This is a genomic window from Pseudomonas sp. FG35 (assembly GCF_057809295.1).
The window spans coordinates 327,736-339,569 of sequence record NZ_JBMDJR010000002.1; the positions used below are offsets into that span (position 1 = coordinate 327,736).

At 59.5% G+C, this 11,834-nt stretch carries 14 protein-coding genes; 10 read left to right on the forward strand and 4 right to left on the reverse strand.

Going from position 1 to position 11,834, the window contains the following annotated elements; genetic code table 11:
* Nucleotides 1–308: 308 nt before the first annotated feature.
* From ACODTD_RS05550 to ACODTD_RS05565, 4 genes are all read left to right on the forward strand, one after another.
* Nucleotides 309–1,340 (forward strand): amino acid ABC transporter substrate-binding protein, encoded by a 1,032-nt coding sequence (locus ACODTD_RS05550; RefSeq protein WP_011332571.1) that lies wholly within the window; start codon nucleotides 309–311, stop codon nucleotides 1,338–1,340.
* A 65-nt stretch (nucleotides 1,341–1,405) separates the two neighbouring features.
* A complete protein-coding gene (locus tag ACODTD_RS05555; protein WP_285356424.1) occupies nucleotides 1,406–2,587 on the forward strand; it encodes an amino acid ABC transporter permease in 1,182 nt (393 codons plus the stop codon).
* Nucleotides 2,588–2,597: 10 nt separating this feature from the next.
* Nucleotides 2,598–3,695: an amino acid ABC transporter permease gene (locus ACODTD_RS05560; protein WP_064382444.1), complete on the forward strand. Its 1,098-nt coding sequence runs from the start codon at nucleotides 2,598–2,600 to the stop codon at nucleotides 3,693–3,695.
* A gap of 11 nt (nucleotides 3,696–3,706) precedes the next feature.
* Nucleotides 3,707–4,471 carry an amino acid ABC transporter ATP-binding protein gene (locus ACODTD_RS05565; protein WP_007957337.1) on the forward strand — a complete coding sequence of 255 codons (765 nt, stop codon included), beginning with the start codon at nucleotides 3,707–3,709 and terminating at the stop codon, nucleotides 4,469–4,471.
* A gap of 52 nt (nucleotides 4,472–4,523) precedes the next feature.
* Here ACODTD_RS05565 and ACODTD_RS05570 read toward each other — a convergent pair whose 3' ends face one another.
* Complete coding sequence (locus ACODTD_RS05570; protein ID WP_127796992.1) at nucleotides 4,524–5,009, reverse strand: type II TA system antitoxin MqsA family protein; 486 nt, start codon at nucleotides 5,007–5,009, stop codon at nucleotides 4,524–4,526.
* Nucleotides 5,006–5,317: a type II toxin-antitoxin system MqsR family toxin gene (locus ACODTD_RS05575; protein ID WP_201819108.1), complete on the reverse strand. Its 312-nt coding sequence runs from the start codon at nucleotides 5,315–5,317 to the stop codon at nucleotides 5,006–5,008. Before ACODTD_RS05575 ends, ACODTD_RS05570 begins: the two co-directional genes overlap by 4 nt.
* Before the next feature lie 166 nt (nucleotides 5,318–5,483).
* Between ACODTD_RS05575 and ACODTD_RS05580 the strand changes: the two genes are divergently transcribed.
* The 5 genes from ACODTD_RS05580 to ACODTD_RS05600 all read left to right on the forward strand — a co-directional run bounded on the left by ACODTD_RS05580 (nucleotide 5,484) and on the right by ACODTD_RS05600 (nucleotide 9,756).
* Nucleotides 5,484–6,143 carry a FadR/GntR family transcriptional regulator gene (locus ACODTD_RS05580; protein ID WP_489104595.1) on the forward strand — a complete coding sequence of 220 codons (660 nt, stop codon included), beginning with the start codon at nucleotides 5,484–5,486 and terminating at the stop codon, nucleotides 6,141–6,143.
* A complete protein-coding gene (locus tag ACODTD_RS05585; RefSeq protein WP_011332575.1) occupies nucleotides 6,133–7,437 on the forward strand; it encodes a CynX/NimT family MFS transporter in 1,305 nt (434 codons plus the stop codon). Before ACODTD_RS05580 ends, ACODTD_RS05585 begins: the two co-directional genes overlap by 11 nt.
* A gap of 100 nt (nucleotides 7,438–7,537) precedes the next feature.
* Nucleotides 7,538–8,011, forward strand: a complete 474-nt coding sequence (locus ACODTD_RS05590; protein WP_064382440.1) for a nuclear transport factor 2 family protein — start codon at nucleotides 7,538–7,540, stop codon at nucleotides 8,009–8,011.
* Between the two features lie 39 nt (nucleotides 8,012–8,050).
* Nucleotides 8,051–8,353, forward strand: coding sequence for a GIY-YIG nuclease family protein (locus tag ACODTD_RS05595; RefSeq protein WP_011332577.1), 303 nt, complete (start codon nucleotides 8,051–8,053; stop codon nucleotides 8,351–8,353).
* Between the two features lie 467 nt (nucleotides 8,354–8,820).
* Entirely contained in the window at nucleotides 8,821–9,756 is a 936-nt protein-coding gene (locus ACODTD_RS05600) for a glutathione S-transferase family protein (protein WP_489104596.1), read from the forward strand.
* A gap of 31 nt (nucleotides 9,757–9,787) precedes the next feature.
* On the opposite strand, the gene ACODTD_RS05605 is transcribed toward ACODTD_RS05600, so the two are convergent.
* Both ACODTD_RS05605 and yejK read right to left on the reverse strand, forming a co-directional pair.
* On the reverse strand, nucleotides 9,788–10,138 hold the full coding sequence (locus ACODTD_RS05605) for a glutaredoxin family protein (RefSeq protein ID WP_064593565.1): 351 nt from the start codon (nucleotides 10,136–10,138) through the stop codon (nucleotides 9,788–9,790).
* Entirely contained in the window at nucleotides 10,138–11,142 is a 1,005-nt protein-coding gene (yejK, locus tag ACODTD_RS05610) for a nucleoid-associated protein YejK (RefSeq protein ID WP_007957356.1), read from the reverse strand. The genes ACODTD_RS05605 and yejK overlap by 1 nt, the downstream gene beginning before the upstream one ends.
* A gap of 396 nt (nucleotides 11,143–11,538) precedes the next feature.
* On the opposite strand from yejK, the gene ACODTD_RS05615 reads away from it, so the two are divergent.
* Complete coding sequence (locus ACODTD_RS05615; protein WP_003221909.1) at nucleotides 11,539–11,820, forward strand: HU family DNA-binding protein; 282 nt, start codon at nucleotides 11,539–11,541, stop codon at nucleotides 11,818–11,820.
* The last annotated feature ends 14 nt before the right edge of the window (nucleotides 11,821–11,834 follow it).

The following is an 11,834-nucleotide window of genomic DNA, read 5'->3' on the forward strand; positions in this document are numbered from 1 at the left end:
GTCGTGCAATCGATCTCGCGCCTGGCGGTAACACTATCAGTGAACGCCTGGCGACGGGATAGCAAAGAATCCGATGATGGATGTTCGCCAATGGCCGCAACGGGCTTAGCGAACGTGAAAGGGCTACCGCCCGTTCGGCCGACTGGTGAGAAGTGAGTTGTCCATGATGTGGATTGTCTCCTACTAGACTCATAGCGAAGGTCCTGCGTCGGTTGACCCCAAAAAAAGCCAACACGGGTCAACAACGCCTCAAAAGGGTGCGACTGGACTCAAGCTCCGACACAACAAGAGCAAAACTGGAGGTTTGAATGAAGATGTTGAAATCCACGCTGGCGATCGTGACTGCTGCTGCAGTACTGGGTGTCAGCGGGTTCGCTCAGGCGGGTGCAACCCTGGATGCAGTGAAGAAGAAAGGATTCGTGCAGTGCGGCGTCAGCGATGGCTTGCCAGGCTTCTCGGTTCCGGATTCCACCGGCAAGATCGTGGGTATCGATGCTGACGTCTGCCGCGCCGTGGCCGCTGCCGTGTTCGGCGATGCGACCAAGGTCAAGTTCAGTCAGCTGAACGCCAAGGAGCGTTTCACCGCGCTGCAGTCCGGCGAGATCGACATTCTGTCGCGCAACACCACCATGACCAGCTCCCGTGACGCGGGCATGGGCCTGAAATTCCCGGGCTTCATTACCTACTACGACGGCATCGGCTTCCTGGTAAACAACAAGCTCGGCGTGAAGAGTGCCAAAGAGCTGGACGGTGCAACCATCTGCATCCAGGCCGGTACCACCACCGAGTTGAACGTTTCCGACTACTTCCGCGGCAACGGTCTGAAATACACCCCGATCACTTTCGACACCTCCGATGAAAGCGCCAAGTCGCTGGAATCCGGTCGTTGCGACGTGCTGACCTCCGACAAGTCCCAGCTGTTCGCCCAGCGCAGCAAGCTGGCTTCGCCGAAGGACTATGTAGTTCTGCCGGAAACCATTTCCAAGGAACCACTGGGCCCGGTCGTGCGTAACGGCGACGACGAGTGGCTGGCCATCGTGCGTTGGGTTGGCTACGCGCTGCTGAACACCGAAGAAGCCGGCATCTCTTCGAAGAACGTCGAAGCTGAAGCCAAATCCACCAAGAACCCGGATGTCGCTCGTATGCTCGGCGCAGACGGCGAATACGGCAAAGACCTGAAACTGCCGAAGGACTGGGTCGTACAGATCGTCAAGCAAGTCGGCAACTACGGCGAAATCTTCGAGAAAAACCTCGGCAAGAGCACTCCGCTGGAAATCGACCGCGGCCTGAACGCGCTGTGGAACAACGGCGGCATTCAATACGCACCACCAGTGCGCTGATGGTTCTGTCACCCGGCAGGCCAACTGCCGGGTGACGTTCTGTTCCATTATTTCCGGGGCACTTCATGCAAAATTCAATCGGCGCACCAAAGCAGAGGCTCAGCCTCAGCGATCCACGAGTGCGTGCGTGGGTATTTCAGATCATCACCATCGTGGCGGTGGTCTCCCTGGGCTGGTATCTGTTCGATAACACCCAGACCAACCTGCAACACCGGGGTATCACTTCGGGGTTCGACTTTCTCGAGCGCAGTGCCGGGTTCGGCATCGCTCAACACCTGATCTCCTACACCGAAGCGGACAGTTATGCCCGGGTGTTTGTCATCGGCCTGCTCAACACGCTGCTGGTGACGTTCATCGGTGTGATCCTGGCCACGATCCTCGGCTTCATCGTCGGCGTGGCACGTCTGTCGAAGAACTGGATCATTGCCAAACTGGCAACGGTGTACGTGGAGGTTTTCCGTAACATCCCGCCACTGCTGCAGATTCTTTTCTGGTACTTCGCGGTGTTCCTGACCATGCCGGGGCCGCGCAACAGCCACAACTTCGGCGATACCTTCTTCGTCAGCAGCCGTGGCCTGAACATGCCGGCCGCGCAAATGGCCGACGGCTTCTGGGCGTTTGTGGTCAGCATCGTGGTGGCCATCGTCGCCATCGTGCTGATGAGCCGCTGGGCCAACAAGCGCTTTGAAGCCACCGGCGAGCCATTCCACAAGTTCTGGGCAGGCCTGGCGCTGTTCCTGGTGATCCCGGCGCTGTGCGCGCTGATCTTCGGTGCACCTGTGCACTGGGAAATGCCGAAGCTGCAAGGCTTCAACTTCGTCGGTGGCTGGGTGCTGATTCCGGAACTGCTGGCCTTGACCCTGGCGTTGACGGTGTACACCGCAGCGTTCATCGCCGAGATCGTGCGTTCGGGCATCAAGTCGGTCAGCCATGGCCAGACCGAGGCGGCGCATTCGCTCGGCCTGCGCAACGGCCCGACCCTGCGCAAGGTGATCATTCCGCAAGCGCTGCGGGTCATCATCCCGCCGCTGACCAGCCAATACCTGAACCTGGCGAAGAACTCCTCGCTGGCGGCCGGTATCGGTTATCCGGAAATGGTTTCGCTGTTCGCCGGCACCGTGTTGAACCAGACCGGTCAGGCGATCGAAGTCATTGCCATCACCATGAGCGTGTACCTGGCGATCAGTATCAGCATTTCCCTGCTGATGAACTGGTACAACAAGCGCATCGCGCTGATCGAGCGGTAAGGAATAGCGCATGAGTACTCATACTTTCAAACCCGACATGCCACCGCCGGCCAAGGTCTTCGGCCCGATGGCGTGGATCCGCGCGAACATGTTCTCCAGCTGGCTCAACACCCTGCTGACCCTGTTCGCGTTCTACCTGATCTACCTGGTGGTACCGCCGATCCTCAGCTGGGCGATCCTCGACGCCAACTGGGTCGGCACCACCCGCGCCGACTGCACCAAGGATGGCGCCTGCTGGGTCTTCATCCAGCAGCGTTTCGGCCAGTTCATGTACGGCTACTACCCGCCGGAACTGCGCTGGCGCGTAGACCTGACCGTGTGGCTGGCGGTCATCGGCGTGGCGCCACTGTTCATCAAGCGCGTGGCGCACAAGGCGGTGTACGGCCTGAGCTTCCTGGTGGTCTACCCGATCGTTGCCTGGTGCCTGCTGCATGGCGGCGTCTTCGGCCTCGACACCGTGGCGACCAGCCAGTGGGGCGGTCTGATGCTGACTTTGGTGATCGCCACTGTCGGCATCGCCGGTGCGTTGCCGCTGGGGATTGTCCTGGCGCTGGGCCGGCGTTCGAACATGCCGGCGATTCGTGTGGTCTGCGTGACCTTCATCGAGTTCTGGCGCGGCGTGCCGTTGATCACGGTGCTGTTCATGTCCTCGGTGATGCTGCCGCTGTTCCTGCCCGAAGGCATGAACTTCGACAAGCTGCTGCGGGCGCTGATCGGCGTGATCCTGTTCCAGTCGGCGTACGTTGCCGAGGTGGTGCGCGGCGGTCTGCAAGCGATCCCCAAAGGCCAGTACGAAGCCGCGGCCGCGATGGGCCTCGGTTACTGGCGCGCCATGGGCCTGGTGATTCTGCCGCAAGCCCTGAAGCTGGTGATTCCCGGCATCGTCAACACCTTCATCGCGCTGTTCAAGGACACCAGCCTGGTGATCATCATCGGCCTCTTTGACCTGCTCAACAGCGTCAAGCAAGCCGCTGCCGATCCGAAATGGCTGGGCATGGCCACCGAAGGCTACGTGTTCGCCGCCCTGGTGTTCTGGATTTTCTGTTTTGGTATGTCGCGCTATTCCATGCACCTGGAACGCAAGCTCGACACTGGCCACAAGCGTTAGGAGTTTTTTCGATGAGCGAAGCAATCAAAAAGCCAGTGGGCCCTGAAGGCATCATTCAGATGCAGGGCGTGAACAAGTGGTACGGCCAGTTCCACGTGCTGAAAGACATCAACCTCAACGTGCGTCAGGGCGAGCGTATCGTGCTGTGCGGTCCGTCAGGTTCCGGCAAATCCACCACCATCCGCTGCCTCAACCGTCTGGAAGAGCACCAGCAGGGCCGCATCGTGGTCGATGGCGTGGAGCTGACCAACGACCTCAAGCAGATCGAAGCGATCCGCCGTGAAGTCGGCATGGTGTTCCAGCACTTCAACCTGTTCCCGCACCTGACCATCCTGCAGAACTGCACCCTGGCGCCGATGTGGGTGCGCAAGATGCCCAAGCGCAAGGCCGAGGAAATCGCCATGCATTACCTGGAACGCGTACGCATTCCGGAGCAGGCGCACAAGTACCCGGGGCAACTGTCCGGCGGTCAGCAGCAGCGTGTGGCGATCGCCCGCGCACTGTGCATGAAACCGAAAATCATGCTGTTCGACGAACCGACCTCGGCACTCGACCCGGAGATGGTGAAAGAGGTGCTCGACACCATGATCGGCCTGGCCGAAGACGGCATGACCATGCTCTGCGTGACCCACGAAATGGGCTTCGCCCGCACCGTGGCCAACCGCGTGATCTTCATGGACAAGGGCGAAATCGTCGAGCAGGCGGCACCGAACGACTTCTTCGACAATCCTCAGAATGATCGTACGAAGCTGTTCCTGAGTCAGATCCTGCATTGAGATCTGATGAGTAAAAACAACCCGGCCTTGTGCCGGGTTTGTTTTTTGTGGGTCAGGAGGCGGTGAGGGCTTCTTGTTCTTTGTGCTCGGTGAACTTGAAAGCCCCCCTCAAATCAGCCCCTTCGGCCAGGTTTCTCGCATCGGCAAGCAAGTGAGGATAGCGATCCAGCAGACGCATAAGTAGCATCAATGCTTTCGGCGGAAGTACCTCGCCGCGTTCGTATCGTGAAAATGCGTTGTGCCCGCCTCCTGAAAGCAATTGCACCGTTTCCTTTTGCGTCAGATGCAGTTTGCGGCGGATCCTTTTCATTTCGTTACCTATCATTTTTCTACAGGCGAGAACGAGTTCATCGCATGCATCCGAATAGCGCTGCCCGCACTCGTCATCCAATTCGACCTCGCCGCACTTCTGGCACTCCCAGCCCGACAAGTCGTCGATGCGACGCTCCATTCCCTTGGCGCTCAAGGTTTCGCCTCGACCTTTGAAATGCACCATGCCTTCCGGGGCGCCGCAACTGAAACACTGCTGCGTGTTCATGAATTGTTCTCCTTGAAGGAGATCACGGGTGGGCGCCTGTCGTAGTGATAGGACACCTTGATGTAAATCTCCAAACCATGTGATTGGATGTGATAGACGTCTTGCCAGATACGATGGTCGTCATAAGTCGTCATCGATTTGTACAGCATGCCGCGCTGCAGTCTGAGAACGATTTCCTGCATTTCTGCGAGACTCAGTTCGAGTGCAGTCCCAGTCTTTCTCGCCGTGTGCGTGAATGCCTTCCAACCGAGTCGCCTGACATCCGCCTTGATCACCGCCAAGTCGTAATGGGGTGTGTTCTTTTCCATAAGAAACCAAAACCCTGTCCCTGAAATTACCCTTAAAGGGTAATTTTGACCAATCGAAAATCCCGCTCCATTTGCCTCTCTCTGACCCTAGGTGGTTGCTGTCCTACGAGGAGCTGACTAACATGTCAGAAAATTCATCCCATGATTGGATGAAAGGGCGAATCCTATGTCAGACATTTCTCCACTCATTAAGCGATCCCTGGTCGACCAAGCCCTGGATCAGTTGCGCCAGCGCATTACCGACGGCACGTGGCAAGTCGGTCAGCGATTGCCGACCGAGCCCGAGCTGTGCGCCGAACTGGGCATCAGCCGCAACACCGTTCGCGAGGCGATGCGGGTGCTGGCGTTTTCCGGGTTGATCGAGATCCGTCAAGGTGACGGCAGTTACCTGCGGGCGGTGGTCGATCCGATGGACACGCTCAAGGCGCTGTCCAAATGCTCGCTGGACCAGGCCCGGGAGACCCGGCACATCCTTGAAGTCGAGGCCATTGGCCTGGCGGCCTTGCGTCGTACCGATGAAGACCTCGTCGCGTTGCACGAGGCGCTGGGTGTTGCCGGCAGCCACTACCACGGCGACCTCGACAGTTACATCCGCTGCGATCTGGTGTTCCACCGCCGTCTGGTGGACGCCGCGCACAACCCCACCCTCAGCGAGCTGTATCGCTATTTTTCCAGCATCGTCGGCGCGCAATTGCGCCAGACCCTGAACATCGTCCCCCGTCGACAGGAAGTCTTCGATTTGCACGTCGCCTTGCTTGAGGCTGTCGAGCAGCGCGATCCGGAGCGGGCCAAAGCCCTGTCGAGGCAGTTGATCAATGAACCTTGAAACCGAGAAAACCATGTCCCGCCCAGAAGTTTCCCCAGCACCCGTTCGCAAGGCCGAGCTCGAAGAGTTGTTGATCGACGCCGAAGCCGATGACGAGCAGGTGCAGCAAAGCCATCCGCTGGTGCGGCGTCCGTGGCTGTTGCTGCTGGGGCTGATTCTGGTGGCGTTGAACCTGCGTCCGGCGCTGTCGAGCATGGCGCCGTTGCTCGGTGAAGTGTCGAAAAGTCTCGGTTTGTCCGCTGCTCAAGCGGGATTGCTGACGACGCTGCCAGTGCTCTGCCTTGGGTTGTTCGCACCTCTGGCCCCATTGCTCGCACGGCGTTTCGGTGCCGAACGGGTGGTACTGGGGATTCTTCTGACACTGGCCGGCGGCATCATCCTGCGCAGCAGTTTCGGTGAGATCGGTCTGTTCGCCGGCAGCGTGCTGGGTGGCGCGAGCATCGGCATCATCGGCGTGTTGCTGCCGGGCATCGTCAAACGCGACTTCGCTAAACACGCCGGCACCATGACCGGCGTCTACACCATGGCCCTGTGCCTGGGCGCGGCAATGGCGGCGGGATCGACCGTGCCATTGAGCGAACACTTTGACCACAGCTGGGCCATGGGCCTGGGTTTCTGGGTGATTCCGGCGCTGGTGGCGGCAGTGTTCTGGCTCCCGCAAATCGGCCAGAAGCATGGTGCACACAACGTTGCCTACCGGGTGCGCGGTTTGCTGCGGGATCCGCTGGCCTGGCAAGTGACCTTGTACATGGGCCTGCAATCGTCGCTGGCCTACATCGTGTTCGGCTGGCTGCCGTCGATCCTTATCGGTCGCGGGCTGACACCGACCCAGGCCGGGCTGGTGCTGTCCGGATCGGTGATCATCCAGCTCGCCAGCTCCCTGGCGGCACCGTGGCTGGCCACACGTGGCAAAGATCAGCGGCTGGCGATCGTGGTGGTGATGGCGTTGACCCTGGGCGGCCTGTTCGGTTGCCTCTTCGCGCCGATCGAAGGCCTGTGGGGCTGGGCGATCCTGCTGGGCCTGGGGCAGGGCGGCACGTTCAGCCTGGCGCTGACCCTGATCGTGCTTCGCTCGCGGGATTCCCATGTCGCGGCCAACCTGTCGAGCATGTCCCAGGGCTTTGGCTACACCCTCGCGTCGATGGGGCCGTTCGCGGTCGGCGTAGTGCATGACTGGACCGGTGGCTGGAACGCCGTAGGCTGGATTTTCGGCATCATTGGTGCGGGTGCAATCCTCGCTGGCCTCGGTGCCGGACGTGCGCTGTACGTGCAGGTGGTCAGCGAAAAGGTCTGATGCGCACATACTGTCGGTATTCGAAATGCGAATGCCGATAGTGTTTCAGGCGTTTGCGGATTATCGTGCTGGCAATCTGTACCTTTCCTGGAGATTGCCCATGAGTGAAGAAGCCCACAGCGCCCTGATCACCCGTTTCTACCAGGCCTTCCAGCGCCTCGACGCCGAGGCCATGGCCGCCTGCTACACCGACGACGTGGTGTTCAGCGATCCGGCCTTCGGCGAGCTGCGCGGTCGTGATGCCGGCGACATGTGGCGCATGCTCACCACTCGCGCCAAGGACTTCTCCCTGACCTTCAACAACGTCCGCGCCGACGAGCGCAGCGGCGGCGCCCACTGGGTGGCGACCTACCTGTTCAGCCAGACCGGCAATGTCGTGATCAACGACATCCAGGCGCGCTTCGTCTTCCGTGACGGCAAGATCTGTGAACACCACGACCACTTCGACCTGTGGCGCTGGTCGCGTCAGGCGCTGGGTTTCAAGGGGGTGTTGTTGGGCTGGACGCCTCTGGTGCGCAACGCTGTCCGTGCTCAGGCGCTGAAAGGGCTGAAGGCATTTCAGGCGAGTCGCTGATAAGATCGCCACCTGTTTTTCTTACGCCTGAATTGTCCCGTGAACAGCCTCAGCGAAAATCCTCTCGATGCCGACGTTTCAGTGAGCAAATCCTGGTTCGTCTACCTCGTACGCGCCGCCAACGGTTCGCTGTACTGCGGGATCAGCGATGATCCCGTGCGCCGTTTCGCCAAGCACCAGAGCGGCAAGGGCGCACGGTTCTTTCTTTCAAGCCCGGCGATGGCGCTGGTCTACACCGAGCGTTGCCGCGACAAGGGTGATGCTTTGCGTCAGGAGCGGTTGATCAAGAAGCTCAGGAAGAGTGCGAAGGAGTGTCTGGTGGCGTCTTATCGGCCTGATTGAGCAGGTGCAAACGGTAAAATCACTGGATGTCGAAGCACTGCCTCGGGCACACAACAGGCGAAAAAAACCGCCTTTGCGGAGCGGTTTTTTCTGTAAACGCCGGTTTGCGGCCGGGTTTACTGCATCTCAATGGACACACTAGCGTGTATTCCGAAGGCGTACGTGGTCCGGTAAGCACGCTGGAGGTTTGGCCCCCAACCGGAGGCCAAAATGTATGAAGCTTTTGCTACGTACTCTGAGCCTCGTATGGAGGTCGTTCAAAGCGTTTCGCTTTTACGAGTTCCTGCGAGATCACTTCGATGACCTGATGTAGGTTCATTGAAGTGGGAAGCCGTCTCGGCCTTGGCTGAGGCGGTTTTTTAGTGCCTTATCATCCTGACTGATCAGTTCTCATCAGCCGGATCCGTAGGCTGCGAACGAATTGCGCGCTAAGCTGCTGGCTCACTTTCTGTGCGGCGGAGCCGAGCATGTCCGAGTTGATTCTGCATCATTACCCGACCTCTCCATTCGCCGAAAAGGCCCGGCTGCTGTTGGGTTTCAAGGGCTTGTCCTGGCGCTCGGTGCACATTTCGCCGGTGATGCCGAAGCCGGATCTGACCGCCCTGACAGGCGGCTACCGCAAGACCCCGGTGCTACAGATCGGCGCTGATATCTATTGCGACACCGCGCTGATCGCCCGTCGCCTCGAGCAGGAAAAGGCCCAACCTTCGTTCTTCCCGGAAGGTCAGGAAATGATCGCCGCCAGTTTCGCCGCCTGGGCCGATTCGGTGGTGTTCCAGCATGCGGTGAGCCTCGTTTTTCAGCCGGAGTCGGTGGCGGTGCGTTTCGGCAAGTTGCCGCCGGAAGCGATCAAGGCTTTCCTCGCCGACCGTGCCGGATTGTTCAGCGGTGGCAGCGCAACCAGGCTGTCAGCCGAGCAGGCCAGGCACAATTGGCCAACCATCATGGCGCGTCTGGAGCAGCAGTTGCAGCGTGAAGACGGCGACTTCCTGTTCGGTGAGCCGTCGATTGCCGACTTCGCCATGGCCCATCCGCTGTGGTTCCTCAAGGCCACGCACGTGACGGCGCCCTTGGTGGATGCTTACCCGGCGGTGTCGGCGTGGCTGGGGCGTGTGCTCGGCTTCGGCCATGGCGCGGCCAGCGAGATGAGCTCGGAGCAGGCACTGGAAATTGCGCGCAGTTCGACGCCGGCGGCGTTGCCGGACGAAGAGTTCACTGATCCGAACGGGTTCGTGGCAGGTCAACAGGTGCTGATCGCAGCGACAGACTACGGTGTTGATCCGGTGGCCGGTGAGCTGGTGTTTGCCGGTCGCGAGGAGCTGATCCTGCGCCGTGAAGACGAACGCGGCGGAGTGGTGCATGTGCACTTCCCGCGTTTCGGTTTCCGGATCGAGAAACGCTGAAACAACTGAGGGAGCCGATTGGCTCCCTCGTTCATTTCAGTGCAGCGAGAATCTCGTCGGGATCAAACCCGCGGATCAACGTGCCATTGACGTCGATCAGCGGAATCCCGCGTCCGCCCAGCGCTTCATACGCCTTGCGTGCTTCGGCATCCTTCTCGATATCGAATTCCTTGAACGCAATGCCTTTCTGATCGAGAAAGCGCTTGGTCTGCTTGCAGTAGCCGCACCAGTCTGTGGCGTACAGCACAACCCTGGCGTTGGCGCGAACCTGCTCGGACGCCATCTGCGACGGGTTGAACACCCGCTCGATCTTGCCCCAGTTCTGATAGACCACGACCACCAGCAGAACCAGCAGAACCTTTTTCAGCACATTGCCGAGCATCAGTTGCGGCGCTTCAACTGATCGGTGAGCGAGGTCGGCAGGCCTTTGATGACCAGGGTCCCGGCTTCTTCGTCGTACTCGATTTTCGAGCCCAGCAGGTGCGCTTCAAAGCTGATCGACAGGCCTTCGGCGCGACCGGTGAAGCGACGGAACTGATTGAGCGTGCGCTTATCCGCCGGGATCTCCGGCGACAGGCCGTAATCCTTGTTGCGGATGTGATCGTAGAAGGCCTTCGGGCGTTCTTCGTCGATCAGCTCAGACAGTTCTTCCAGCCCCATGGGTTCGCCGAGCTTGGCCTGGCTGCTGGCATAGTCGACCAGGGTCTTGGTCTTCTCGCGGGCGGAATCTTCCGGCAGGTCTTCGCTCTCGACGAAGTCGCTGAAGGCCTTGAGCAGGGTGCGGGTTTCGCCCGGGCCGTCGACGCCTTCCTGGCAGCCGATGAAGTCGCGGAAGTACTCCGAGACCTTCTTGCCGTTCTTGCCCTTGATGAACGAGATGTACTGCTTGGACTGCTTGTTGTTCTGCCACTCGGAGACGTTGATCCGCGCCGCCAGGTGCAGTTGACCGAGGTCGAGGTGGCGCGATGGCGTCACGTCCAGTTGATCGGTCACCGCCACGCCCTCGCTGTGGTGCAGCAGGGCGATGGCCAGGTAATCAGTCATGCCTTGCTGATAGTGGGCGAACAGCACATGGCCGCCGACCGACAGGTTCGATTCTTCCATCAGCTTTTGCAGGTGCTCGACCGCGACCTTGCTGAACGCGGTGAAGTCCTTGCCGCCTTCCATGTATTCCTTCAGCCAGCCGCTGAACGGGAACGCACCGGACTCCGGATGGAACAACCCCCAGGCTTTACCCTGTTTGGCGTTATAGCTCTCGTTGAGATCGGCGAGCATGTTCTCGATGGCTGCGGACTCAGCCAGTTCGGAGTCACGGGCGTGCAGGACTGCGGGTGTGCCGTCGGGTTTTTTGTCGATCAAATGGACGATGCAATGACGGATCGGCATAGGCTTCTCGGCTGGTGGAAGGGAGGAGGGCGGGCTCCCCCGAAAAAGCGCCCAGTGTACCGCAACCACTGGATTTGGCGCGGGGTGAAGGGCAAATCCGGGTCACCCGACTGCCCTTATGCATTTATTTACCGATTTAGCGCAATAAACCTGACCATTTGGCTAGCTAGAGGCGGATATTTCCTTGTCTCTGTGCTAGTTTTGCCCGGTCTTGTGCGAAGTCACCGCGACAAGCATGCATTCAGCTTTTGTCAGGTCGAACCAAACCTTGATTTCGGCATCTATAACCCCGACTCGTCGTGGTTATCGCCGAGGGTGCCAGATCCAGAAGATCGGGCTCGATGGCTGACACTGCACTCTGCAATCCATATGAATTTGATAGGGAAGGAACACTACATGGCTCTTACTAAAGACCAACTGATCGCCGACATCGCTGAAGCTATCGACGCGCCGAAAACCACCGCGCGTAACGCTCTGGACCAACTGGGCCAAATCGTTGCCGATCAGCTGGAAAACGGCGGCGAAATCACCTTGCCAGGTATCGGCAAGCTGAAAGTGACCGAGCGTCCTGCCCGCACTGGCCGTAACCCATCGACTGGCGCTGCCATCGAAATCCCTGCCAAGAAAGTGATCAAGCTGGTTGTGGCCAAAGGCCTGACCGACGCTGTGAACAAGTAAGACGCAGCGATAAA